Origin of the sequence: Agromyces aureus (assembly GCF_001660485.1) — a bacterium.
Lineage (GTDB): Bacteria > Actinomycetota > Actinomycetes > Actinomycetales > Microbacteriaceae > Agromyces > Agromyces aureus.
Genome location: NZ_CP013979.1, coordinates 3,442,457 through 3,468,163, shown reverse-complemented (window position 1 = coordinate 3,468,163; position 25,707 = coordinate 3,442,457). Strand labels below are relative to the sequence as shown.

Annotated in this window: 17 protein-coding genes; 15 read left to right on the top strand and 2 right to left on the bottom strand. The window is 69.5% G+C overall.

Annotated features, from left to right (window positions below):
• Positions 1–17 precede the first annotated feature (17 nt).
• Together ATC03_RS15515 and ATC03_RS15510 are read right to left on the bottom strand one after the other, a co-directional pair.
• On the bottom strand, positions 18–773 hold the full coding sequence (locus ATC03_RS15515; protein WP_067879011.1) for a spermidine synthase: 756 nt from the start codon (positions 771–773) through the stop codon (positions 18–20).
• Positions 774–898: 125 nt separating this feature from the next.
• Positions 899–1,852, bottom strand: a complete 954-nt coding sequence (locus tag ATC03_RS15510; protein ID WP_067879008.1) for a hypothetical protein — start codon at positions 1,850–1,852, stop codon at positions 899–901.
• A 323-nt stretch (positions 1,853–2,175) separates the two neighbouring features.
• On the opposite strand from ATC03_RS15510, the gene rpoB reads away from it, so the two are divergent.
• The 15 genes from rpoB to ATC03_RS15435 all read left to right on the top strand — a co-directional run bounded on the left by rpoB (position 2,176) and on the right by ATC03_RS15435 (position 25,707).
• Entirely contained in the window at positions 2,176–5,664 is a 3,489-nt protein-coding gene (gene rpoB / locus ATC03_RS15505; RefSeq protein WP_067879005.1) for a DNA-directed RNA polymerase subunit beta, read from the top strand.
• Positions 5,665–5,707: 43 nt separating this feature from the next.
• On the top strand, positions 5,708–9,604 hold the full coding sequence (gene rpoC, locus ATC03_RS15500; protein ID WP_067879002.1) for a DNA-directed RNA polymerase subunit beta': 3,897 nt from the start codon (positions 5,708–5,710) through the stop codon (positions 9,602–9,604).
• Between the two features lie 294 nt (positions 9,605–9,898).
• Positions 9,899–11,569 carry a GspE/PulE family protein gene (locus ATC03_RS15495; RefSeq protein ID WP_067882379.1) on the top strand — a complete coding sequence of 557 codons (1,671 nt, stop codon included), beginning with the start codon at positions 9,899–9,901 and terminating at the stop codon, positions 11,567–11,569.
• A 46-nt stretch (positions 11,570–11,615) separates the two neighbouring features.
• On the top strand, positions 11,616–13,040 hold the full coding sequence (locus ATC03_RS15490; protein WP_084003551.1) for a type IV pilus twitching motility protein PilT: 1,425 nt from the start codon (positions 11,616–11,618) through the stop codon (positions 13,038–13,040).
• Positions 13,040–14,275, top strand: a complete 1,236-nt coding sequence (locus tag ATC03_RS15485; RefSeq protein ID WP_084003550.1) for a type II secretion system F family protein — start codon at positions 13,040–13,042, stop codon at positions 14,273–14,275. The genes ATC03_RS15490 and ATC03_RS15485 overlap by 1 nt, the downstream gene beginning before the upstream one ends.
• A gap of 206 nt (positions 14,276–14,481) precedes the next feature.
• Complete coding sequence (locus ATC03_RS21180; protein ID WP_067878999.1) at positions 14,482–14,889, top strand: prepilin-type N-terminal cleavage/methylation domain-containing protein; 408 nt, start codon at positions 14,482–14,484, stop codon at positions 14,887–14,889.
• 94 nt (positions 14,890–14,983) lie between these two features.
• Positions 14,984–16,483, top strand: a complete 1,500-nt coding sequence (locus tag ATC03_RS15475) for a type IV pilus modification PilV family protein (RefSeq protein ID WP_067878996.1) — start codon at positions 14,984–14,986, stop codon at positions 16,481–16,483.
• Positions 16,480–17,202, top strand: coding sequence for a PilW family protein (locus ATC03_RS15470; RefSeq protein WP_067878993.1), 723 nt, complete (start codon positions 16,480–16,482; stop codon positions 17,200–17,202). The genes ATC03_RS15475 and ATC03_RS15470 overlap by 4 nt, the downstream gene beginning before the upstream one ends.
• Complete coding sequence (locus tag ATC03_RS15465; RefSeq protein WP_067878991.1) at positions 17,199–19,103, top strand: hypothetical protein; 1,905 nt, start codon at positions 17,199–17,201, stop codon at positions 19,101–19,103. The genes ATC03_RS15470 and ATC03_RS15465 overlap by 4 nt, the downstream gene beginning before the upstream one ends.
• Entirely contained in the window at positions 19,103–19,984 is an 882-nt protein-coding gene (locus ATC03_RS15460; RefSeq protein ID WP_227820123.1) for a prepilin peptidase, read from the top strand. The genes ATC03_RS15465 and ATC03_RS15460 overlap by 1 nt, the downstream gene beginning before the upstream one ends.
• Positions 19,985–20,144: 160 nt before the next feature.
• Positions 20,145–21,200 carry a type IV pilus assembly protein PilM gene (pilM, locus tag ATC03_RS15455; protein WP_067878988.1) on the top strand — a complete coding sequence of 352 codons (1,056 nt, stop codon included), beginning with the start codon at positions 20,145–20,147 and terminating at the stop codon, positions 21,198–21,200.
• Positions 21,197–21,907, top strand: coding sequence for a hypothetical protein (locus ATC03_RS15450; RefSeq protein ID WP_067878986.1), 711 nt, complete (start codon positions 21,197–21,199; stop codon positions 21,905–21,907). The genes pilM and ATC03_RS15450 overlap by 4 nt, the downstream gene beginning before the upstream one ends.
• The gene (locus tag ATC03_RS15445; protein WP_152030982.1) at positions 21,904–22,722 is read left to right on the top strand and encodes a hypothetical protein; all 819 of its coding nucleotides are present in this window, start codon (positions 21,904–21,906) and stop codon (positions 22,720–22,722) included. The genes ATC03_RS15450 and ATC03_RS15445 overlap by 4 nt, the downstream gene beginning before the upstream one ends.
• A 105-nt stretch (positions 22,723–22,827) precedes the next feature.
• Positions 22,828–24,234, top strand: coding sequence for a ribonuclease E domain-containing protein (locus ATC03_RS20005; RefSeq protein ID WP_084003548.1), 1,407 nt, complete (start codon positions 22,828–22,830; stop codon positions 24,232–24,234).
• A 162-nt stretch (positions 24,235–24,396) separates the two neighbouring features.
• Positions 24,397–25,707: an RDD family protein gene (locus tag ATC03_RS15435; RefSeq protein WP_067878982.1), complete on the top strand. Its 1,311-nt coding sequence runs from the start codon at positions 24,397–24,399 to the stop codon at positions 25,705–25,707.

Genomic DNA, 25,707 nt, shown 5'->3' with positions numbered 1-25,707 from the left:
GTGCGCGGGTGGTGCGCTCAGCAGGCGCCCCACAGGGCGAAGTCGAGCTTCGCGCCGGTCAGCACGGTCACCGGCAACGGCCCGCCGCCCTCGAGTCGCGCCGCGATCGCCTCCGGCAGGGGTGCGGATGCCGCGACGAGCACGCTGTTGCCCTCCTCGCCGCCGTCGAGCACGTGCGTGTCGCCCACCGCGAGCACCCCGGCGCCCGGCGCAGCCCTCGCGAATGCGCGCGCCGAGGTGCGCAGGCGCGCCAGCCCCGCGGCATCCGCGATGTTGACGATGACGACGCCGCCCTCGCGCAGCAGGCCGAGGCAGGCCGCGAGGAAGTCGGGGTCGTCGACGAACGCGGGGGCGTCGAGGTGCGTGTAGACGTCGATGACGACCGCGTCGAACCGCTCGCCGCGACGGGCGGCGTCGAGCACGGCCTCGCGCGCGTCGAGGATGCTGACCTCGATGCCCGAGGCCGGCCACGGCGCCTTGGCCCGCACGACCTCGATGAGCTCGGCGTCGTGGTCGACGACCATCTGGATCGAGCCCGGCCTGGTGGCCTCCACGTACCGGGGGAGCGTGAGTGCGCCGCCGCCGAGGTGCAGCACCGCGATCGGCGCCCCCGGCAGCGCGATCGCGTCGACCACGTGGCCCACCCGCCGCAGGTACTCGAAGAACAGCCGGGTCGGGTCGTCGAGGTCGATGTGCGACTGCGCCGTGCCGTCGACCAGCAGCGTGAGGCCGCGCGCGCTGAACACGTCGGCCTCGAACTCGATGCGCGTCATGCAGGCATCGTCCCATGTGACGGGGTTGCGGGGGCCGCTGGTCTCGAGACGCTTCGCTCCTCGACCGGCGGGGTGCCGGGCGGGGGTGCTTCGAGGTCCGCTGGTGTCGAGACGCTCCGTCGTCGCTACTCGACCGGCGGCGGCGTGCCCGTGCGGCGGGCCTCGAAGTCGTCGAGCGCGGCCTCGAGCAGGGCGGTGCGGTCGAGCCCGGTGCGTGCGGTCAGGCCGGCGATGCGCCGCTCGAGGACGTCTCGGGCGGATGCCGCGGGCGGGCCGCCGTCGAAGGAGGGCGCGCCCGCGGCATCCGTCGCTCCGCTGGCCGGCGCCTCCGCGATCGCAGCGGGCTGCTCGCGAACGAGCAGTGCGACCACCGGAAGCACGATCGTGCCGAGCGCGTCGACGATGGCGACCACCCCGAACCACCGCCAGTACGTGTCGCCGTTGTCACCCGGGATCCTCCAGTCGCTGAGGATCGGGATGATGAGCATGAGCGCGACGATCGTGATGGCCGCGAGCGTGATCCAGAGCGCCGTGCGAACGGCCCGGCGCCGACGGCCCGACAGTTGCAGGAGCAGGTTCGCGTGCGCGAGGCTCACGGCGACGATCGACGTGATGCCGAACCACCGCCAGAGCTCGGAGGGCCATCCGCCGCCGTTGTCGTACCAGGGCGTCCAGATGAGCACGAGGCCGATGACGAGCACGACGGCGCTCGCGCCGAGTCCGATGAGCCCGACGATGCGCGCGGGGCGCGCGACGACCGTGAGGTGGCAGAGCGCGAGGATGCTCGCGCCGGCGATGAGCAGCGTCGTGCTGAGCACCCGCCCCTGCACCTCGCCGAACTCGCCGCTCAGGAGCGTCACGATGCCGACGACGGCCGTGATCGACAGCGAGGCCACGAGCACGACGATCGCGAGGCGCCGGTACCCGCGCAGCGCCTTCGCGGCGGGCGCCGCCGCCGCAGCAGGAGAGGGAGCAGTGAGAGGAGGGGCAGCCGCGGCGGTCGTGTCGGCCGCGGGCGCCGCGGCGCCGGGCGCCGATCCGGCCGGTGCATCCTTCGGATCGGGTGCGTTCCAGGTCACTCGGGCCTCCTCGTCGTGGCGCTCGGCATAGGGCCGAGCAGACCCGGAATCGTACGCGGATCTGCGGTTCTCCGGGGCATCACGCGCCGTCGCGACATCCGGAAGCTGGGTTATACCTGAGACCGGCGAACAAATCAAGAATCAGCTGGACACGGCGGGTCGCAAAGTATATGGTTAACCTTTGCGCTCCCAGACCCACTATGCCTTCATATTGCGGTCGGCTTCGCATGTCGGGTTCAAACCGGCATCGGCACGCGTCTCGGGGCAATTCTCTCCGCTACCGACAGTGAACCGGCCCGACGGGGCCGATGGAGGTTATTCACTTGGCTGCTGCGCGCAACGCGACCACGCCCACTCCCAAGAACGGACGCGGTGCAAGCCGTCTCTCGTTCGCCAAGGTCACCGACACCCTCACCGTACCCGACCTGCTCGCTCTGCAGACCGAGTCCTTCGACTGGCTCGTCGGCAACGACGCGTGGAAGGCACGTGTCGAGGAGGCCGTCGAGGCAGGCCGCAAGGACCTGCCCGAGGCGACCGGTCTCGAAGAGATCTTCGAGGAGATCTCCCCGATCGAGGACCTCGGCGAGACCATGCAGCTCTCGTTCACGAACCCCGAGCTCGAGCCGCCGAAGTACACGATCGACGAGTGCAAGGAGAAGGGCAAGACCTTCTCCGCACCGCTCTACGTGAACGCCGAGTTCATGAACCACCTCACCGGTGAGATCAAGACCCAGACGGTCTTCATGGGCGACTTCCCGCTCATGACCGCACGCGGCACCTTCGTGATCAACGGCACCGAGCGTGTCGTCGTCTCGCAGCTCGTGCGTTCGCCCGGTGTCTACTTCGAGCGCACCCCCGAGAAGACGTCCGACAAGGACATCTACTCGGCCCGCGTCATCCCGAGCCGTGGTGCATGGCTCGAGTTCGAGATCGACAAGCGCGACCAGGTCGGCGTGCGCATCGACCGCAAGCGCAAGCAGTCCGTCACGGTCTTCCTCAAGGCCCTCGGCCTCACGAGCGAAGAGATCCTCGAGCAGTTCGCCGGCTACGAGTCCATCGCCCTCACCCTCGAGAAGGACAACATCCTCACGAAGGAAGAGGCGCTCAAGGACATCTACCGCAAGCTGCGTCCGGGCGAGCAGGTCGCCGCCGAGGCCGCGCGTGCGCTCCTCGACAACTTCTACTTCAACCCGAAGCGCTACGACCTCGCGAAGGTCGGCCGCTACAAGATCAACACCAAGCTCGGCCTCGAGGCTCCCCTCACCGACTCGGTGCTGACCGTTGAAGACATCGTCGCGACGATCAAGTACCTGGTCGCCCTGCACGACGAGCGCACCACGCTGCCCGGCCGTCGCAACGGCCAGGCGATCGAGCTGCGCCTCGACGTCGACGACATCGACAACTTCGGCAACCGTCGCATCCGTGCGGTCGGCGAGCTGATCCAGAACCAGGTCCGCACCGGCCTGTCCCGCATGGAGCGCGTCGTCCGCGAGCGCATGACCACGCAGGACATCGAGGCGATCACCCCGCAGACCCTGATCAACGTGCGACCCGTCGTCGCCGCGATCAAGGAGTTCTTCGGCACGTCGCAGCTCTCGCAGTTCATGGACCAGAACAACCCGCTCGCGGGCCTGACCCACAAGCGTCGCCTCTCGGCGCTCGGCCCCGGCGGTCTCTCGCGAGACCGCGCCGGCGTCGAGGTCCGAGACGTCCACCCGTCGCACTACGGCCGCATGTGCCCGATCGAGACCCCTGAAGGCCCGAACATCGGCCTCATCGGCTCGCTCGCGTCGTTCGCCCGCATCAACTCGTTCGGCTTCATCGAGACGCCGTACCGCAAGGTCGTCGACGGCAAGGTCACCGACGACATCGAGTACCTCACCGCCATGGAGGAGAACGGTGTCATCGTCGCGCAGGCGAACGCACCGCTGAAGTCCGACGGGCACTTCTCCGAGGACCGCGTGCTCGCACGCAAGACCGGCGGAGAGGTCGACATGATCCCCGCAGGCGAGATCGGCTACATGGACGTCTCGCCGCGCCAGATGGTGTCGGTCGGTACCTCCCTCATCCCCTTCCTCGAGCACGACGATGCGAACCGCGCCCTCATGGGTGCCAACATGCAGCGTCAGGCCGTGCCGCTGCTCCGCAGCGACTCGCCGCTCGTCGGAACCGGCATGGAGGGCTACGCGGCCATCGACGCCGGCGACGTGGTCACCGCCGACAAGCCCGGTGTCGTCACCGAGGTCTCGGCCGACTCGGTCACCGTGCAGCTCGACGAGGGCGGCACGCAGACCTACTGGCTGCGCAAGTTCGACCGCTCCAACCAGGGCACGTCGTACAACAACCGCGTCATCGTGACCGCGGGTGAGCGCATCGAGGCCGGCGAGGTCATCGCCGACGGTCCCGCGACCGACAACGGCGAGCTCGCGCTCGGCAAGAACCTCCTCGTGGCGTTCATGCCGTGGGAGGGCCACAACTTCGAAGACGCGATCATCCTCAGCCAGAACCTGGTGAAGGACGACGTGCTCTCCTCGATCCACATCGAGGAGTACGAGGTCGACGCCCGCGACACGAAGCTCGGCAAGGAGGAGATCACGCGTGACCTCCCCAACGTCAGCCCCGACCTGCTCGCCGACCTCGACGAGCGCGGCATCATCCGCATCGGCGCCGAGGTCCGCCCCGGCGACATCCTCGTCGGCAAGGTCACGCCGAAGGGCGAGACCGAGCTGTCGGCCGAGGAGCGACTGCTCCGCGCGATCTTCAACGAGAAGAGCCGCGAGGTTCGCGACACGTCGCTGAAGGTGCCCCACGGCGAGCGCGGCACGATCATCGCCGTCAAGGAGTTCTCGGCCGAGAACGACGACGAGCTCGGCTCGGGCGTCAACCAGCGCGTGGTCGTCTACATCGCCCAGAAGCGCAAGATCACCGAGGGTGACAAGCTCGCAGGCCGTCACGGCAACAAGGGCGTCATCTCGAAGATCCTGCCGGTCGAGGACATGCCGTTCCTCGCCGACGGCACCCCCGTCGACGTGATCCTCAACCCGCTCGGCATCCCGGGTCGAATGAACTTCGGCCAGGTGCTCGAGACCCACCTCGGTTGGGTCGCGAAGCAGGGCTGGAAGGTCGATGGCAACCCGACGTGGGCCAAGAAGCTCCCGAAGGCGGCCCACGAGGCCGCCCCGGGCACCAAGGTCGCCACCCCGGTGTTCGACGGTGCCCTCGAGTCGGAGATCGAGGGTCTGCTCGACTCGACGCTCCCCAACCGCGACGGTGAGCGACTGATCGACTCGAGCGGCAAGACGCAGCTCCTCGACGGCCGCTCCGGCGAGCCCTTCCCGTACCCGGTCTCGGTCGGCTACATGTACATCCTGAAGCTGCACCACCTCGTCGACGACAAGATCCACGCGCGTTCGACGGGCCCGTACTCGATGATCACCCAGCAGCCGCTCGGTGGTAAGGCGCAGTTCGGTGGTCAGCGATTCGGTGAGATGGAGGTGTGGGCCCTCGAGGCCTACGGCGCCGCATACGCGCTCCAGGAGCTCCTCACGATCAAGTCCGACGACATCCTCGGCCGCGTCAAGGTGTACGAGGCGATCGTCAAGGGCGAGAACATCCAGGAGCCCGGTATCCCCGAGTCCTTCAAGGTGCTCATGAAGGAGATGCAGTCGCTCTGCCTGAACGTCGAGGTCCTCTCGGCCGACGGCACCGCGGTCTCCCTCCGCGACACCGATGACGAGGCATTCCGCGCAGCGGAAGAGCTCGGCATCAACATCTCCGCGCGCTTCGAGTCGTCGAACATCGACGAGATCTAAGCCTGGCCAGTAGACGACTACAGAGACTTTCCAAGGAGAGAAATTGCTCGACGCAACCACATTTGACGAGCTTCGCATTGGCCTGGCGACCGCCGACGACATCCGCAAGTGGTCTTACGGTGAGGTCAAGAAGCCCGAGACCATCAACTACCGCACCCTGAAGCCCGAGAAGGACGGTCTGTTCGGTGAGCAGATCTTCGGACCGAGCCGTGACTGGGAGTGCGCGTGCGGCAAGTACAAGCGCGTGCGCTTCAAGGGCATCGTGTGCGAGCGCTGCGGCGTGGAGGTCACCAAGTCCTCCGTGCGTCGTGAGCGCATGGGCCACATCGAGCTCGCCGCTCCCGTGACCCACATCTGGTACTTCAAGGGTGTTCCCTCGCGCCTCGGCTACCTGCTCGACATGGCGCCGAAGGACCTCGAGAAGGTCATCTACTTCGCGGCCTACATGGTCATCGACGTCGACGACGAGGGTCGTCACGCCGACATGCCCGGCCTCGAGAACGAGATCCGTCTCGAGATCAAGACCATCGGCGACCAGCGCGATGCCCGCATCGCGACGCTCATGGTGCGCAAGGAGGAGGAGCTCGCGGCCCTCGAGGCCGACGGTGCGAAGTCCGACGTGCGCAAGCGCGCCGAGGCCGCCGCCGACAAGGAGATGACCGGCGTCCGCAAGTCGGCCGACGAGCAGGTCGCGCACCTCGAGCGCGTGTGGGAGGACTTCCGCACCCTCAAGGTCGGCGACCTCAAGCCCGAGGACGCCGTCTTCCACGAGCTCCAGGACCGCTACAGCATGTACTTCACCGCCTTCATGGGCGCTGAGGCCATCAAGAAGCGCCTGCTCGCGTTCGACCTCGCGGCCGAGGCCGAAGACCTGCGCCTGCAGATCGCCGAGGGCAAGGGTCAGAAGAAGATCCGCGCCATCAAGCGACTGCGCGTCGTGAGCTCCTTCCTCGCGACCGGCAACTCGCCGGCCGCGATGGTGCTCGACGTGGTTCCGGTGATCCCGCCGGAGCTCCGCCCGATGGTGCAGCTCGACGGTGGCCGCTTCGCGACCTCCGACCTCAACGACCTCTACCGTCGCGTGATCAACCGCAACAACCGTCTTCGTCGTCTGCTCGACCTCGGTGCCCCCGAGATCATCGTCAACAACGAGAAGCGGATGCTGCAGGAGGCCGTCGACGCGCTGTTCGACAACGGTCGTCGTGGTCGCCCGGTCACGGGTACCGGCAACCGCGCCCTCAAGTCCCTGAGCGACATGCTCAAGGGCAAGCAGGGTCGCTTCCGTCAGAACCTGCTCGGCAAGCGCGTCGACTACTCCGGCCGTTCGGTCATCGTCGTCGGCCCGCAGCTGAAGCTGCACCAGTGCGGTCTGCCCAAGCAGATGGCGCTGGAGCTCTTCAAGCCGTTCGTGATCAAGCGCCTGATCGACCTGAGCCACGCTCAGAACATCAAGGCCGCCAAGCGCATGGTCGAGCGCTCGAACCCGCACGTGTGGGACGTCCTCGAGGAGATCATCCGCGAGCGCCCCGTGCTGCTGAACCGTGCACCCACCCTGCACCGTCTCGGCATCCAGGCGTTCGAGCCGCAGCTCGTCGAGGGCAAGGCCATCCAGCTCCACCCGCTCGTGTGCGCGGCGTTCAACGCCGACTTCGACGGTGACCAGATGGCCGTGCACCTGCCGCTGTCGGTCGAGGCCCAGGCCGAGGCGCGCATCCTGATGCTCGCGTCGAACAACATCCTGAAGCCGTCCGACGGTCGACCGGTGACCCTGCCCACGCAGGACATGATCATCGGCCTGCACCACCTGACGACCGAGAAGGCCGGCGCGGCCGGCGAGGGCCGTGCGTTCTCGTCGATCGCCGAGGCGATCCTCGCGTTCGACCAGAACAAGCCGGGCGAGATCGCACTCGACCTCAACGCGAAGGTGCGCATCCGTCTCGACGGCGTGCACTTCGCCGAGGGCGAGGCTCCCGAGAAGTTCGTCGAGGGCAAGCCGTTCCTGATGGAGACCACGCTCGGTCGTGCGCTCTTCAACGAGGCGCTCCCGGTGGACTACCCGTTCTTCAACGAGCAGGCCGGCAAGGGCCAGATCTCGGCGATCGTCAACGACCTCGCCGAGCGCTACCCGAAGACCGAGGTCGCCGCGACCCTCGACCGGATCAAGGACGCCGGCTTCCGCTGGGCGACCCGTTCGGGCGTGACCGTCGCGCTCTCCGACATCCTGACCCCGCCCAGCAAGGGCGAGATCGTCGCGAGGTACGAGAAGCTGGCCACGAAGGTGCAGTCGCAGTTCGAGAAGGGTCTCACGACCGACCTCGAGCGTCGTCAGGAGCTCATCCAGATCTGGACCAAGGCCACCGACGAGGTCGCCAAGGCCATGCAGGAGAACTTCCCGACCGACAACACCATCAACCGCATGGTCACGTCGGGCGCCCGTGGTAACTGGCTCCAGGTTCGCAACATCGCCGGTATGCGCGGTCTCGTGAACAACCCCAAGGGTGAGATCATCCCCCGTCCGATCATCTCCTCGTACCGCGAGGGTCTGTCGGTGGCGGAGTACTTCATCGCGACGCACGGTGCCCGCAAGGGTCTGGCCGACACGGCCCTCCGTACCGCCGACTCGGGCTACCTCACGCGTCGACTCGTCGACGTCTCGCAGGATGTCATCATCCGCGAGGAGGACTGCGGCACCGGCAAGGGCCTCGAGCTCCCCATCGGCACCGTCGACGCCGCGGGCGAGCTCGTCCGCGACCCGAACGTCGAGAACTCGGTGTTCGCCCGTTCGCTCGCGGCTGACGCCGTGAACGACAAGGGCGAGGTCGTCGCCGAGGCCGGCGAAGACGTGGGCGACGTGCTCATCGACAAGCTCATCGCGGCAGGCGTGGGCACCATCAAGGTGCGCTCGGTCCTGACCTGCGAGTCGGCCGTCGGTGTCTGCGCGAAGTGCTACGGCCGTTCGCTCGCGACCGGCAAGCTCGTCGACATCGGCGAGGCCGTCGGCATCATCGCGGCCCAGTCGATCGGCGAGCCCGGCACGCAGCTCACCATGCGTACCTTCCACACCGGTGGTTCGGCTTCGGCCGACGACATCACGCAGGGTCTTCCCCGCGTGCAGGAGCTCTTCGAGGCGCGTACCCCCAAGGGTGCGTCGCCCATCGTCGAGGCCGCCGGTCGCATCACGATCGACGAGACCGACCGCCAGCGCAAGGTCATCCTCACGCCCGACAACGGCGACGAGCCGATCGCGTACAACGTGCTCAAGCGTTCGACCCTCCTGGTCGAAGACGGACAGCACGTCGAGCTCGGCCAGCAGCTGATCGTCGGCGCCGTCGACCCGAAGGAAGTCCTCCGGGTCAAGGGCGTGCGTGAGGTGCAGAAGCACCTCGTCGACGGCGTGCAGGGCGTCTACCGCTCGCAGGGTGTGCCGATCCACGACAAGCACATCGAGGTCATCGTGCGCCAGATGCTGCGCAAGGTCACCGTCGTCGACCACGGCGACACCGACCTGCTTCCGGGTGAGCTGGTCGACCGGTCGAAGTACCAGGAGATCAACCGCGCCACGATCACCGAGGGCAAGAAGACGGCCTCGGCTCGTCAGGAGGTCATGGGTATCACCAAGGCTTCGCTCGCGACCGAGTCGTGGCTGTCGGCCGCGTCCTTCCAGGAGACGACCCGCGTGCTCACGCAGGCCGCCATGGAGGGCAAGTCCGACCCGCTGGTCGGCCTCAAGGAGAACGTGATCATCGGAAAGCTGATCCCCGCGGGCACCGGTCTGAACCGGTACCGGAACGTCGCGGTCGAGGCGACCGACGAGGCGAAGGCGGAGCGGTACCCCAACCGCATCTTCACCGACGACGCCGCGTTCACCGAGGGCGACCTGAGCTTCGTCGACTTCGACGCGTTCTCGAACGACGACTTCACGCCCGGCAACTACAGCTAGGCGCGAATCGCTTCACGAACGGCCCCCGATCCACCCGGATCGGGGGCCGTTCGGCGTTTCGGCCGGTCGCTCGCAGGGCGCCGACGATCCGCATGACGGATGCCGCGGCATCCGCTCGCCGTCATCGGCCGGTCGTGGGTGGCGCGCGCGACCCGTTCGGGAGGCCCCCGCTCTGGGGGCCGCGGCGTCGAACGCGCGAACCTATGGTGATCCCACACGTATTGCCCGATGCGTGGTGCTCACCCGGCGCGGTGGTCGGCCCGACGACCGCACCGACCGATGGTGCGGAGCGACATGCCAGTTCTCGGCGAGATCCTGATCCTGCAGGGCGATGTCCCGTACGAGCACCTGCACGAGGTCACCGCGGTCGACGAAGGCGACGAGCGGGCGGTGCAGTCCCTCGTCACGCGGGGGCTCATCACCGAGCGGCAGTTGCAGCGTGCGCGGGCCGCGCAGGCGGGCGTGCCGTACATCGACGACCTGCTCGACTACCCGGTCGAGCAGGAGGCGGTCGACCTCGTGGGCCCGTCGACCTGCCGTCGGCACTCGGTGCTGCCCATCGCCGTCACGGCCGAGACCATCATCCTCGCGATGGCCACGCCGGGCGACGTCTTCGCGCTCGACGACGTGCGCGTCGAGTCGGGGCTGACGGTGAGTCCGGTGGTCGCCGATCGCAGCCAGCTGCTCAGCATGATCGACCGGTACCACCGTGCCGACGAAGAACTGCTCGACCTCGCGACGACGCTCGAGGGCGAGGCCGAGGCATCCCTCACCGAGACGTTCCAGGTGGCCGACGCCGACGACGACGCGCCGATCGTGCGACTCGTCAACGTGCTCGTGTCGCAGGCGATCGCGGACTCGGCCTCCGACATCCACATCGAGCCGCAGGAGCACTCGCTGCGCGTGCGGTACCGCATCGACGGCGTGCTGCACGAGATGCAGAGCGCGCCGAAGTCGATCCAGAGCGGCGTCATCTCGCGCCTGAAGATCATGGCCGACATCGACATCGCGGAGCGTCGCAAGCCGCAGGACGGCCGCATGTCGGCGGTCGTGGGCGGGCGCAAGATCGACGTGCGCGTGGCGACGCTGCCGACGGTGTGGGGCGAGAAGGTCGTCATGCGGATCCTCGACAACTCGCACGCGAGCCTCGACCTGCGCGATCTCGGGCTGAGCCCGGCGAACCAGACCGTGTTCGAGCGGTCGTACCGCAAGCCGCACGGCATGATCCTCGTCACGGGGCCGACGGGTTCGGGCAAGTCGACGACGCTGTACGCGACGCTGAACGCGGTGGCGCGGTCGGAGGTCAACGTGATCACCGTCGAGGACCCGGTCGAGTACCGCATGAACGGCATCAACCAGGTGCAGGTGAACACCAAGGCGGGGCTGACGTTCGCGAGCGCGCTGCGCAGCATCCTGCGATCCGACCCCGACATCGTGCTGGTGGGCGAGATCCGCGACCGCGAGACCGCGCAGATCGCGATCGAGGCGTCGCTCACGGGCCACCTCGTGCTCTCGACGCTGCACACGAACGACGCGGCCAGCGCGGTGACGCGTCTGACCGAGATGGGCGTCGAGCCGTTCCTCGTGGGCTCGGCGGTCGACTGCGTGGTCGCGCAGCGCCTCGCGCGGCGGCTGTGCGAGCGGTGCAAGGCGCCCGTCGAGGTGACCCGCGAGGAGCTCGCGGTTCTGCGGTTCGAGCTCGCACCGGGGGAGGGCCTGCCCGAGATCTTCGGCGCGGTGGGCTGCCAGGCGTGCGCGAAGACGGGGTACAAGGGCCGCATCGCGCTGCACGAGGTCATGGAGGTCGACGAGCAGCTCGAGCGCCTGGCCGTCGCACGGGCAGCGGCCAGCGAGATCGGTGCGATGGCGCGTCAGCACGGCATGAGCACGCTGCGCGACGACGGCTGGGCGAAGGTGCGCGACGGGGTCACCTCGATCGAAGAGGTGCTGCGCGTCGCGATCTAGCGCGGCGTCGGCAGGGAGCGGTCATGAATCACGAGAGGCATGCGAGATGAATGCAGGCGAGCAGCGCTGGTCGGCCGACGAGCCGCTCGACGCGGGCGTCGACGTGTGGTCGGCGGATGCCGCGGGCGGCCCTTCCGGCGCTCCCGGCGCCTTCGGCGCTCAGGCGGGCGTCGAGCCGAAGCACATCTGGCCCGAGGGCCTGGAGCCCGTGGCCGAACCCGGCGTTCCGATCATCCCCGAGGGGCGCCGCGCGGTGCCGACGTGGGATTCGAGCGGGCAGACCGCCTCGGTCGTGCCGCTGACCCCGGCCGAAGAGGCGGCGCTCGCGGCGGCCGACGAGGCGCTCGTCGCGGCGCTGCGCCAGGTGCAGCTGCCCGCGGTCTCCGACCTGCATCTCGCGGTGGGGGCGGCGCCGACGTTCCGCATCGACGGCGGGCTGCGGCAGGCGACGGGCCCCGCGTGGGACGCCGAGCGGGTGCACACGGCGTTGCGGAGCCTGCTCACTCCAGAGCAGGCCGAGGCGTTCGCGCGCGACCTCGAGCTGGACTTCTCGTTCGCGGTGTCGCCCGAGCAGCGATTCCGCGTGAACTACTCGATGCACCGCGGGTCGATGGGGGCGGCGTTCCGGCTCATCCCGGCCGACATCAAGGACCTCGCGGCGCTCGGAGTGCCGAAGACGGTGGAGCAGTTCGCGACACTCCCGCGCGGCCTCGTGCTGGTCACGGGTCCGACGGGTTCGGGCAAGTCGACGACGCTCGCGGCGCTCATCGACCTCATCAACCGCACGCGCGCCGACCACATCATCACGGTCGAAGACCCGATCGAGTTCCTGCACGAGCACAAGCGGTCGATCGTGCACCAGCGCGAGGTCGGGCCAGACACGCACAGCTTCGCGGCGGCCCTGAAGTTCGCGCTTCGTCAAGACCCCGACGTGATCCTCATCGGCGAGCTCCGCGACCTCGAGACCATCTCGGCGGCGCTGACCGCGGCCGAGACCGGCCACCTCGTGTTCGCCACGCTGCACACGCAGGACGCCCCGCAGACGATCGACCGCATCATCGACGTGTTCCCGCCCTACCAGCAGGGACAGGTGCGCCAGCAGCTCGCGGCGACGCTCCAGGGCATCGTGTGCCAGACGCTCGTGCGCCGGGCGACGGGCGAGGGGCGCACCATCGCGACCGAGGTGCTGGTCATGACGCCGGCCATCGCGAACCTGATCCGCGAGGGCAAGACCTACCAGGTGGCATCCGCGATGCTGGGCGGGCGCGACCTCGGCATGCAGACCATGGACCAGTCGCTCGCGTCCCTCGTCGACGCGGCCGTCATCACGCGGAGGGTCGCGCTCGAGAAGGCGCACGACCCCGACGCGTTCGAGCAGCTGGTGCGCCGCAGCGGCGACGTGACGCGCACGAACGCGCAGAGCCTCGGCGAGATCGACTTCGGCGACGCCTACTCGAAGGGAACCCGCTGATGGCCACGGCCCAGTACACGTACACCGGTCGTGACACGGCCGGCAAGCTCGTCAAGGGGCGGATGGATGCCTCGAGCGAGTCGTCCGTCGCGGGCCGCCTGGCCGTGATGGGGCTTGCGCCCGTGTCGATCGAGGAGGCGCCGCCGGGCACAGGCCTGCAGCGGGAGATCTCGTTCGGCAGCGGTGGCGGCGACTCGGTGCCGCTGAAGGACCTCGCGATCATGGCCCGCCAGATGGCGACCATGATCGGCGCGGGCCTGTCGATCCTGCGCACGCTGTCGGTGCTCGAGTCGCAGACCTCGTCGAAGAACCTCCAGCGCATGCTCACGAAGGTGCGCGACGAGGTCGAGCGCGGCGGGTCGGTCTCGGAGTCGTTCGCGGCGTTCGACCACACGTTCCCGCCGGTCATGATCAGCATGATGCGCGCGGGCGAGACCGGCGGATTCCTCGACCGGGCGCTCGCGTCGGTCGCCGAGACCTTCGAGAAGGAGGTGAAGCTGCGAGCGGCGATCCGCTCGGCGCTCACCTACCCCGTGATCGTGCTCATCATGGCCGTGCTCGCGGTGATCGGCATGCTCGTGTTCATCGTGCCGATCTTCAAGGACATGTTCGACGGGCTCGGCAGCGAGCTGCCCTGGCCCACCCAGCTGCTCGTGACGATCTCGGAGCAGATGGTCTGGATCCTGCCCGTCGTGCTCGTGCTCGGCCTCGCCTCGTGGATCTGGTGGGCGCGCAACAAGCACACCGCGCGCGTGCGGCGCACGATCGACCCGTGGAAGCTGCGGGCGCCCGTCTTCGGCAAGCTCGCGCGCAAGGTCGCGATCGCCCGGTTCGCGCGCAACCTCTCGAACATGACCGGCGCCGGCGTGCCCATTCTGCAGTCGCTGAAGATCGTCGGTGAGACCTCCGGCAACTGGGTCATCGAACAGGCGCTCGACCGCGTGGGGGAGCAGGTGCGCAAGGGCAGCTCGCTCTCGGCGCCGCTCGCGGCCGAGCAGGTGTTCCCGCCCATGGTCACGCAGATGGTCTCGGTGGGCGAGGACTCCGGCGCGCTCGAGCCCATGCTCGACAAGGTCGCCGAGTTCTACGAACAAGAGGTCGAGACGGCCTCCGAGCAGCTCACCGCGACCATCGAGCCGATCATGATCGCGCTGCTCGGCGTCGTCATCGGCGGCATGGTCATCGCGCTCTACCTGCCCATCTTCTCGATCGCCTCGGCGGTGCAGGGCGGCTGAGGGCCCAGAGCCCCGGATGCCGGTCGTGACCCCAACGCGGCCGGCATTCGGCGTGCGATCGATACGTACGCATTGACACCCGAAAAGGGGGCCTGATCTGGGGTAAATGTCACCCATCGTGGGACTTCCCGGCGATGAGAGCGCGTTCCTAGACTCACCTCACAGCCGGCCCCCGCCGGATGCAAACCCGAAAGAATGGAAGCACCGTGATCAAGCGGATCCTGTCGTCGCTCGAGGAGCGCCGTCGCAACCTCAAGGACGAGGACAAGGGCTTCACGCTCATCGAGCTCCTCGTCGTCGTCATCATCATCGGCATCCTCGTGGCGATCGCCATCCCGGTGTATATCGGGCTCCAGAACGGGGCGAAGGTGGCCTCGCTCGACTCCGACCTCAAGAACGGGCAGATCGCAGTGATCGCCTACTACGCCGAGCAGTCCACGCCGGCCGCGTCCACGACAAACACAGTGCCCTACGGCTTCGTCCAGAGCCCGGGCAACGTGCTTGCGATCACGGGAACGTCTGCGTCTGCGTACTGCGTCTCTGGTACACGCACCGATCCGTCGACCACAAAGCACATCGATCAAGATGGTGTGCTCGAGAACGGGCCCTGCTAAGCGCTACTGACTCTTCCGGTGGGGTGTCGGCACTTAGGCACCCCACCGTCCATACAACGATACTGACGGCCTACCCGAAGCCCGAAGGAACCACGTGCACCCACGCACTCACCCAACACCCGAGGTCGACGCCGGCGATGACGCCGGCCTCGGCCTCGTCGAGGTGCTCATCGCGATGCTCGTCTTCGCGATCGTGGCCGTGAGCGTCGCCTACTCGCTCACGTTCACACTGACGACGACAAAGAACACCAAGGACCGCGAGGTCGCGGTGAACCTTGCCGCCGAGGAGATCGACGAGGTGCGATCGATCGGCAACCCGTTCGCCGTCCTGTCGGTTCCCCGCCCGATGGTGCCTGCGCGTGAGCAGGTCGTGGGTGGGGTGAGGTTCACGATCAACCGCGAGACCTCCTGGGTCAATGAGTCCGGCACCGATGCGAACTGCTCGGCGTCTGGCGGAACCCTCCGCTACAAGCGCATCAAGGTCACGGTGGACTGGCCTGGCAGTGGTGCCGGAGCAGCCCCCGCCGTCAGCGAGACCCTCCTCGCGCCGGCGAGCCGCATCAACGATGCGCTGAAGGGCACGATCTTCATCTCGGTGAAGGGCTCGAACGGAGCGGGCCTCGAGGGCGTGACGCCCACGGTGAGCGGGACCTCCGGCCCGGCCGCCGAGCCGACCGATGCCGAGGGGTGCAGTTTCGTGCTCGGCGTGACGCCGGGCAACTACGCCGTCACGATCGGCGGCGGATTCATCGACACCACGCAGGCGAGCCCTTCGAGGGTGCCGGTGACCGGCAATCTCGCCGTGCTGGCGGGCCAGTCCACCGCATTCCAGTTCGAGGTCGATCGTCCCGGCACGTTCCGCACCCAGTACGCCACCAATCGCTCGGTGCTCGCGGGCGGCACCACGACGGCGATCATCTTCCCGCCGGCGTTGAAGACCAACTTCACCAGCACGCTGGCGCCATTCACGAAGTCAGCGCAGCCCGTCGACACGACGGGCACCATCAAGACCGCAGAGCTCACGACGAGCCTCTTCCCGACCCCCGCGGGGTACCAGGCCTTCGCCGGTGACTACACCGCCAGCTTGCCCAGCCAGCCCGGATGCGAGGTCTCGGACCCCGCTGCATGGGCCGCCGACGTCTCGACCTCAACCACGTACATCGCTCAGCGCGGAGCGGGCCAGTCCACGACCCCGAGCGGCACGGCCGCGCCGATCAGAGTGCCCATGGGCGTCGTGCAGATCACCCGCGCGGCGACGACCACGGGAAGCACCGCAACCCGCACCTACCTCCTCGCGATCCGCCAGGCCGGCCCGGTGCTCGCCGGGCAGCCTGGTTGCGTCGAGAGCAGCCCGCAGACGATCCAGTTCGGGCAGGTCCTGCCCGGTTCGGCCGCTGCGTCCACACGGGTCGCGCTCCCGTTCGGCAGCTGGAAGCTCTGGGCGACGAACACCAACACGACGAGCACCTCGAGCAACGTCACCCAACTCACCAGCGCAGCGCAGGCGACGATCCTCAGCAATGTGATCCCCGGCCGCGCGAACGCCGACGCGAGCGGCATCCTCACGGTCGACCCGAGGGGGATCACCCCGTGATCGGCCGACGCTCGAGACCACTCCGCAGGATCGACGGGCAGGGCGACGACGCAGGCCTGAGCCTCGTCGAGCTGCTGGTCGCAGTGATGCTCATGGGCATCGTGCTCACCATGGTCGCGAGCCTGTTCATCTCGACGACGAAGTCGACCGCCCAGAGCGGCGAGGTGCACGAATCCACGGGCAACGCCTCGAACATGGCGAACGCCCTCGGCGGGGTCATCCGTTTCGCCACCACCAACCCGAAGACCGGGTCGACGGTGCCCGACCCTGCGGTGGTCGTCGCACGCGCCGACCGCCTCGCGCTCATCGCCGCGGTCGGGGTCTCCGCGACGGCTGAGCCGAGCGGCAGGCCCCCGAAGCCGACGCTCGTGGAGTTCTCGTCCGCATCGAACCGACTGACCGAGCGCCGGTGGACCCCGACGGCCTCGGGCGCGACCTGGGTGTTCGCGGGGGGTTCGGATCCGACGACGGCCGTCCCGGCCATGACCAGAGGACTGGGCGGGCGGCTCACGAACGCGGCCGTCTTCACCTACTTCGACGCGACGGGTGCTCCGCTCGACCCCGGCACAGGAGCGCTCACGGCCACCCAGCGGGCGAACGTGGCCGAGATCGGGATCCGCCTCGTGGTCGTTCCGCCGAGCAATCCGGCAGGAGCACAGTCGGTCGTGATCGAACGCCGGATCCCGCTCGCCAACCTCGGGCTCAGGGGGCCGACATGACCGCTCGAACCGCGCGCTCGCTCCGGAGCGCGGCATCCGACGATCGCGGTGCGGCGCTCCTCACGGTCGTCGGCATCTCGCTCGTGATGCTCCTCCTCATCGCGATCGGCGCGAGCTACTCGCTGTCGGGTATCCGCAAGGCGGCCACGGACGCCGCCGCGAGTGCGGCCCTCGCCGCCGCCTACGCGGGAGCCGACGAATTCACGAGCCGGCTCTCGAACGATGCCCGGTACTCGCGCTTCGGAAACCCGGCGTCCCCATTCACGATCGCGAACGGCAGCACGGGTGGCGTCACCCTCCCGACCGGGGTCGACGCCAATCCCGCCTTCAATGTCACGGCCGGGGCAGCGTGGGCGTCGATTCCGGTGCCGCCGCCGAGTACGAGTCGTGCCTTCTTCCGGTACGAGGTCGACAACTCCCAGTACGACCGCACCGGCGTGATCCGCGTGCGCTCGACCGGCAAGGTCGATTCCACCACCCGCAGCGTGATCGTGAACATCAAGCAGAAGGGGTTCATCAACTACCTCTACTTCACCGATCTCGAGTCGACCGACCCCGTCATCAACTCCAGCTGCAACACCGCGTACGACTACGTCACCAATCACAGCACCGGCTGCCACGTGCAGTTCGGAAGTTCGGACTGGCTCCACGGGCCGATCCACTCGAACGACACCTTCAAGATCTGCTCAGCGAAGTTCGACGGTGCCATCACGACCGGCGACCAGCGTGCCACCAACTGGGACAACGCCGGTTGCTCGACGGCGCCGACGTTCGGCGGCGGCGCACCGGTCTCCGTCGCGCCGATGCCGATGCCACCGACGAACACCGCGCTGGCGAACGAGGCTCGGGCCGACATGCCCGATACCGTCCCGCGCCCAGGGTGCATGTACACCGGACCGACGAAGATCACCTTCCTCAGCGCTGGCAGCGCCCGCATCGTCTCGCCGCTCACGAAGTACACGCAGCCGGCTGCGACGGTCGGCGCGAGCCGGAACCCCGCAGGATGCGGATCGCCGGGGATCGGGCCGGGTCAACTCGGATATCCGGGCGGCTCGACCGCGGCCGACCCGCCCGGAGCACTCGTCTCGACGGTGGGAGTGCCGCTCGATCACAACCTCATCTGGGTGCAGACGGTGCCGACGAACACCGCAGATCCGAACTACCGATCCATGGCCTCCGGCCTGCCGAGCACGTTCCAGTGCCTCGCGGCCGCGGCGGCGCGGTCGGCGACCTCCTTCCCGAGCCGGCCGGCCACGAGCGCGCAGCCCGCCGGATGGGCGTTCGGCTCGGCGGCGAACCTCATCCGCTACCCGCTTGCGACCGAGATCACGCCGACGACGGAGAGCTCCGTGGCGCCGTCGTACAGCTGCTCGAACGGCGACGTGTACGTCGAGGGAACGCTCAAGGGCGCGATCACCGTCGCCGCGGCCAACTTCGTCTATCTCACCGGAAACCTCCGGTACACGAGCGCGGATGACGACATCCTCGGCATCATCGGGCAGAACGCGGTGTGGGTGTGGGACCCGCGCACGTGCACCGCGGTCACCCGCACCGACGCACCGGCCGGGACCTTCCCGGGCACATCGGGTTGCGGCAAGTCGACGACATCGGAGGACCGCCGATTCGACGCGGCGATCCTCTCGGTCGCCCACACCTTCATGTTGCAGAGCTTCGACAGCGGGAGTCGGGGCGACCTCACCGTCTTCGGCTCGATCGCCCAGAAGTTCCGCGGCCCGGTCGGCAATACGAGTGGAGCCGGTTACGACAAGGACTACTGGTACGACGAACGGTTCCGCCAGATCGCCCCGCCGAAGTTCCTCGCTCCGACCTCGACCACCTACGGCGTCACCCAGTACGCCTCCACCGCGCCCGCCTTCACCTCGACGGGAGCGCCGAACTGATGCCCGCCGTCGCCACGCTCGCCACCGCGCTGCCCGCCATGCTCGTCGCTGCCGTCGGCGTGCTGGGGCTCGCGATCGGGTCGTTCCTGAACGTGGTCGTGTACAGGGTGCCGGCGGGCAAGTCGGTCGTGGCGCCGCCGAGCGCGTGCCCCGAGTGCGGCAGCGAGATCCGCCCGCGCGACAACGTGCCGGTGCTGTCGTGGCTCGTGCTGCGGGGGCGATGCCGCGACTGCTCGGCGCCGATCTCGGCGCGGTATCCGCTCGTCGAGCTCTTCACGGGGGTCGCGTTCGCGGGCATCGCCGCGTGGGTCGCGTTCGGCCAGGGCGGTTCAGGGGCGTCGGATGCCGGTGCGCAGGCGACGTCGGGCACCCTGACCATGCAGCTGCTCGACCTGGCGATCATGCTCGTGCTGGCGGGCGTCAGCATCGCGCTGGCGCTCATCGACCTCGACACCAGGCGCCTGCCGAACGTGATCGTCGCGTGGGCGGCGATCGTGCTCGGTGCGCTGGTGGTCGTCGCCTCGCTCGCGGCCGAAGAGCCCGAGGCGATCGGGCGTGCGCTCATCGGCGGCGTCGGCCTCTTCGCCGTCTACCTGCTGCTCGCGATCGTCTCGCGGGGCGGCATGGGCATGGGCGACGTCAAGCTCGCCGGCGTGCTCGGCCTCGTGCTCGCCTACTTCGGCTGGGCCGAGCTGTTCGTGGGCGCGTTCGCCGCGTTCCTGCTCGGCGGGATCGCCGGCGTGGTGCTGCTCCTCACCCGCAGGGCGGGTCGGCGCACCGCGATCCCGTTCGGCCCGTGGATGCTGCTCGGCGCCTGGGTCGGCATCGTCTTCGGCCCAGCGCTCTCCACCTGGTACCTCGGCCTCGCCGGATTCGGGTGACCCGCCCGCACCCGACCGAGACCCGAAGCGCCGGCCCGCGGCATCCGCCCCTCACGAAATTCCCTGCAACACAGCATCGACAGCACCGCACGAACCAAGCACCGCACCAGCACCAGCACCAGCACCACAGCACAGCACGACCCGAACGAAGGAACCCGAGATGGCACGAACACTCGCCGGCATCGACATCGGCAACGGCTCGATCCGCGCGGCCGAGATCGCCGACAGCGGCGGCCGCAAGACGCCCGTGCTCACCCACTACGCCGAGATGACCCTGCCGGAGGGCGCGGTCGTCGGCGGCGAGGTGCGCGAGCCCAACACGGTCGCCGCGGCGGTGCGTTCGCTCTGGACGCGCGGCGGCTTCACGACCAGGCACGTCGTGCTCGGCATCGGCGGTGAGCGCGTGCTCGCCCGCGACTTCACGGTGCGCCGGGCGCCGCTCGCGCAGATCCGCGAGTCGCTGCAGTTCGAGGCGCGCGACGTGCTGCCGATGGCGATCGCCGACGCCGTGCTCGACTTCTACCCGAAGTCCGAGGGCGTGAGCGAGCAGGGGCCGGTCGTGACGGGCCTGCTCATCGCCGCCCCGAAGGACGTGGTGCTCGGCAACGTGCGCGCGGTGCAGGCTGCAGGGCTCACGGCGGCGGATGTCGACCTGATCCCGTTCGCGCTGACCCGGGCGCTCGTGACGCGCGCCGGGGTCGCGGGCACGGTCGCCGTGGTCGACATCGGCGCGGAGACCACGACGACCCTCGTCGTGCGCGACGGCGTCGTGCAGTTCGTGCGCATCGTGCACACGGGTGGCAACGCGGTCACGGGCGAGATCCTGAAGGAGCTCGACTCCGACCCTGCGACGGCCGAGTCGATCAAGCGCGAACTCGGCCTGCGCCTCACCGACGCCGAGACCGCCGACGGACGCCAGGCCGTCGAGGTCATCGCGAACGTCGTGCGCGGCCAGCTCGCGGCGATCCGCAACACGATCGCGTACTACCAGAACGGCCACGCCGACGAACCCGTCACGCGCGTGCTGCTCACGGGCGGCGGCGCGCACCTGAAGGGGCTCGCGACCGCGCTCGGCGAACTGACCCGACTGCCGGTCGAGCACGTCGACGCGTTCTCGGCCGTGAAGCTCGGGCACCGCCTCGAACGCGCTGGCCTGAACGGCGACGCGAGGCACATGGCCGTCGCGGTCGGCCTCGCACTCGGGACTGCGGCATGAGCGCGAAGGGCGCGGGCGACGCCATCATCGCCGCAGAGCCCAGGGCCAGCCTGCTGCCCGAGGAGATCCGCACCGAGCGCGCGGTCAAGCGCACGCGGCGCGGCCTCGTGTTCGGCGTGCTCGGCACGTTCGTCGTCGCGGCCCTCGCGATCGGCGCGATGTTCGCCCTGCAGGTGCAAGCCTCGGTGCAGCTCGCGCTCTCGCAGGCCCACACCACGAGCCTGCTGCAGCAGCAGACCGAGTACGGCGAGATCCGCGAGCTCCGCAGCAACGTCATGATCGTCTCGCAGGCCCAGCAGATCGGCGCCTCGACCGAGATCGACTGGCGCGACTACCTCGCCCAGGTGCAGGCGACCCTGCCGGTCGGCGTCGTCGTGACGCAGGCTGACATCGACTCGGCGACGCCCATGACGCCGTACGCCCAGTCGACCGCGCCGCTGCAGGGCGAACGCGTCGCGACGATCGCCTTCACGGCCACGAGCCCGACCCTGCCCGACGTGCCCGTCTGGCTCGACAGCCTCGCCACCCTGCCCGGGTACGCCGACGCGCTGCCCGGCGAGGTCACCGCCGCCGAAGAGGGCGCGTGGACGGTCACCATCACGATGCACGTCGACCAGTCGGTGTTCACCAAGCGGTTCGCCCCACCGACGGATGCCGCATCCGAACCCGCAGCAGACGGAACCGACGCCACGAAGGACGGTGAATGAGCATGACCTCGCGCAACCGGCTCTGGGTGATCGGATCCGTCGCCGCCATGGTGGTGATCCTGCTGCTGGCGTGGTTCATCGGCATCCAGCCGCAGCTCTCGTCGTTGCAGGCGCTCCAGGCGCAGCAGCAGGCGATCGATGCGCAGAACGCGCGCGAGCAGGCCGTGCTCGACCAGCTCCAGGCCGACGCCGACGACGCCGACCAGCTCGAGGCCGAGTGGCAGACGGCCTCCGCCTCGGTGCCCGACGGCACCGGCGTGCCGGCCTTCATCAACCAGCTCTACGCGCTGCAGACCAGCACGGGCGTGACGATCGAGCGCATCACGGTCAGCGACGCGGCGCCGTTCGTCGCGGCGGCCCCCGCCGTTCCCGTCGACGCGTCGGGTGACGGCACGACCGACGGGTCCGCCACCGATGCGTCCGGCACCGATGCGTCGGCCCCGACCGGCACGTCGACGGATGCCGCGGCCGGCGCCGCGACCTCCACGACGCTGGACGCCTCGAACTTCGCCACCCTGCAGATCGGCATCGAGGTGTCGGGGGAGTACTCGGCGATCCTCGAGTTCGTGCACGGACTGCAGTCGGGCGCCCGGCTCATGCTCGTGAACGAGGTCGAGGTCAGCACCGCGGCCATCGACCCGAATGCGGCCGCGGCCGTGTACGACGAGTCCGGCGAACTCGTCGCCCCGAGCGAGGACGCCGCCGCCCCCAGTCACCAGGCCCGTATCGGCGGCTTCATCTTCTCGCTCGTGAACGCCGACGAGGCCGCCTCGACGCAGTCGGATCTCGGGGCCGATCAGGCCGCAGGCCAGTAGTCGCCGCACCACGGAAGCACCGCGCGCGCTCCCGGGCTCGCGCGGTGCTCGTTGCTAGCATGGGCCAACGACCGCGGGTGCGTGGCGCCCAGAAGGAGCGCGATCATGAGCGACAAGACGAGTGGGCCTGACGAGACCGGTGCGACTCCGTCCGTCGAAGCCGATGCCACGCTGCCCGTCGACGGGGCGACGAGCGAGGCAGCCGAAGCGGCCGTTCCGGCCGACGAGGTCGTCGGAGTCGAAGAGATCGACGAGTTCGACGGGGTCGACGACGCGGTGATCGACGACGCGGTGACGGATGCCGCGGGCGAGCCCCCGGCCGACGAGCCCGCCGTTGCGGCCGACGACGCGGTGTTCTCCGACGCCGAGCCCCCCACGGCGCCCGAGCCCGAGCCCCCCACGGCGCCCGAGCCCGAGCCCTTCGTGGCAGCCGACCCCGAGCCGGTGCCCGTCGTCTTCTCGGATGCCGATCCCGAGCCCGAGCCGTTCACCGCGCCGGAGGCGGCGTCGACGCCGGAGCCGACGCCCGAACCCGAGCCGTACGCCCCTGCCGCTGCCGCCGCTGCTGCGCCCGAGCCCGCCGTCGAGACGCCCGCCGACCCCGACGCCGCGCGCACGGCCCGACTCGACGAGGCCGTCGAGCGCGCGAACGCCGGCTCCGCGACATCCGCCGAACCGGAATACCAGATCGACTACGAATCCTCGTACGACCCGGAGACCGGGACCGAGACCGAGGCCGCGACGCTCGCCGCGCCCGCCGTGACGGCGTCGGAGCCGACACCCGAGGCCGAGCCGCACACCGAGCCCGTGCCCGAGCCGGTCGCGGCCGGCAGCGTGCGCCGTGAGACGTACGTGCCGCTCGAGCCGGCCGCCGCGGCGACCGCCGTCGGGGCCGCGACGCTCGCGCCCGACCCCCTCATCACGCCGCCGACGCCCGTGCCGCCGCAGACGATCTACGTGCAGGCGCCGGTGCCGCCGAAGTCGAAGGGCAACCGTGCCTTCGGCGTGCTCGTGGCCGCGATCGGCGCCGTCGCGTTCGCCCTGCTCTACGCGGGCGTCACCTACCTGCTGCTGCTCAGCCGCGGCGACCAGGGCGCCGCGACCGACGAGTTCGTGAAGTTCCTCGCCGGCCCGTACTGGGCGCTGTTCTGGGTGCCGACGATCGCGTTCTTCCTCGGGTTCGCACTGCTCGCCGCGATCATCAACCGCGGACCGTGGTGGACCTACGCGGTCTTCGGCCTGCTGGTCGGCGTGCTCGTGTACTTCTCGTACATCGGTGCGTCGCTGCTCGCGGTGCAGGCATGGACCCTCACGTTCGACGAGGCGCAGACCTTCATCGGCGACCGCTGGCTCGACCCGTTCGCGATCGTCGCGGGCGTGATCGCCCGCGAGATCCCGATCTGGCTCGGCGGATGGATCGCCGCGCACGGCCGCACCGTCACCGAGCGCAATCGCGTCGCGCTCGAGGCCTACGACCGCGAGCTCGCGGCCGGCCCTCGGCCCGTCGCCTGAGCGGATGCCGCGGCACCGCGTCGTTCGCATCGTGAACACCGCGGTGCCGCCGCTCGTTTAGGGTTGTGCGGGAGACGGAAGCCTCCATGGTGACCACTCCCCATCGACAGCACGCGCCGAATCGGGTTCGCTGGCTCGTTGACCCTGCGCCCGAGGAGCCTCATGAGCATCACGATGCACGTCGATGACGAGCCCACCCCCGGACTCGGCCCCGACGGCCGACCCGATCCCGCCTACGCGGCCGCGCTCGGGCTCGTGCCGGCGCCGACGGGCCGCCGCGCCGCCGCGTTCACGCTCGACGCGGCGATCTGGCTCGTGCTCGCGGCCCCCACGATCTTCGGCTCCGTCGTGCTGTCGACCGCCGTGCTCGAGGCCGGCGGAGACGTCTCGGCCGTCGACCTCGGTGGCCTCGCCGGGCCGCTCATCGCGATCGCCGTCGGGCAGGCGCTCACGGCCGTGTTCGGGCTGATCCAGCTCATCTCGCACGGCCTGCGCGGCGTCACCGTCGGCAAGGCCGCCTTCGGCATCCGCTCGGTCAGTGTCGTCGACTTCGGCAAGGCCGGCTTCTGGCGCATCGTGCTCCGCGCGCTCGTGCTGTGGCTGAGCTGGGTCGTGCTGCTCGTCATCGGCCCGGCGCTCATGTTCCTCTCCTCCAACTGGGACCCCGAGCGACGGGGCCGCAGCTGGCTCGACCGCGTCGGCCGCTGCTACGCCGTCGACGCCCGCCACGGACTCGACCCGTTCGACGCCAAGGCCATGCGGCACGCGCAGCGCCAGGTCGCCTCGCCGCGCGAGCAGGGTGCGGCGAAGCCGCCGTCGCTCGCGAGCGACCGCCCGGTGGGCGAGGAGTTCCTCATCCCCTCGCAGCGCTCGAGCTCGGGGGTCGTCTCCGCCGGCGGATCCGTCGAGACCGGGCAGTGGGCCCCGCCGCCCGTCGGCACCACGGCACCGCCGGTACCCGGCGTGCCCTCGCCGCTGCCCCCGACCGCCGCTCCCGTGCCGCTGTCTCCCGCGACCCAGACCTGGGCGCCCCCGGCGCACACCGCGCCGTTGCCGCCGGCCGCACCCGAGACCGCATCCGTCGCCGCTCCTGCGCCGACATCCGCCCCGTCGTCGTCGCCGCCCGCGACCTCAGCGCCGCGGCTCGTGCTCGCGTTCGACGACGGCTCGCGCCTGGTGCCGGCCGAATACGGCCTGCTCGGCCGCGCACCCGTCGCCGCGCCCGGCGAGCGCATCCAGCTCGTGCCGCTCGACGACCCTTCGATGCTCATCTCGAAGGTCCACGCCGAGTTCGGCGCCGACGCGTCGGGCGTCTGGATCGCCGACCGGGGGTCGACGAATGGCACCGACCTGCGGCATCCCGACGGCCGAACCGAGACCCTGCGCGCCGGCGTGCGAACGCCGCTCGGGGTCGGCAGCGTGGTCACCCTCGGCGGCCGCAGCTTCACGATCGTCACCGAGCCCGGAAGGTAA

What these genes read in the sequence shown, in the direction of transcription:
- ATC03_RS15515 (WP_067879011.1), bottom strand. Translation starts at nt 773, where the DNA reads ATGACGCGCATCGAGTTCGAGGCCGACGTGTTCAGCGCGCGCGGCCTC.
- ATC03_RS15495 (WP_067882379.1), top strand. Translation starts at nt 9,899, where the DNA reads ATGCCAGTTCTCGGCGAGATCCTGATCCTGCAGGGCGATGTCCCGTAC.
- ATC03_RS15490 (WP_084003551.1), top strand. Translation starts at nt 11,616, where the DNA reads ATGAATGCAGGCGAGCAGCGCTGGTCGGCCGACGAGCCGCTCGACGCG.
- ATC03_RS15485 (WP_084003550.1), top strand. Translation starts at nt 13,040, where the DNA reads ATGGCCACGGCCCAGTACACGTACACCGGTCGTGACACGGCCGGCAAG.
- ATC03_RS15465 (WP_067878991.1), top strand. Translation starts at nt 17,199, where the DNA reads ATGACCGCTCGAACCGCGCGCTCGCTCCGGAGCGCGGCATCCGACGAT.
- ATC03_RS15460 (WP_227820123.1), top strand. Translation starts at nt 19,103, where the DNA reads ATGCCCGCCGTCGCCACGCTCGCCACCGCGCTGCCCGCCATGCTCGTC.
- pilM (WP_067878988.1), top strand. Translation starts at nt 20,145, where the DNA reads ATGGCACGAACACTCGCCGGCATCGACATCGGCAACGGCTCGATCCGC.
- ATC03_RS15450 (WP_067878986.1), top strand. Translation starts at nt 21,197, where the DNA reads ATGAGCGCGAAGGGCGCGGGCGACGCCATCATCGCCGCAGAGCCCAGG.
- ATC03_RS15445 (WP_152030982.1), top strand. Translation starts at nt 21,904, where the DNA reads ATGAGCATGACCTCGCGCAACCGGCTCTGGGTGATCGGATCCGTCGCC.
- ATC03_RS20005 (WP_084003548.1), top strand. Translation starts at nt 22,828, where the DNA reads ATGAGCGACAAGACGAGTGGGCCTGACGAGACCGGTGCGACTCCGTCC.
- ATC03_RS15435 (WP_067878982.1), top strand. Translation starts at nt 24,397, where the DNA reads ATGAGCATCACGATGCACGTCGATGACGAGCCCACCCCCGGACTCGGC.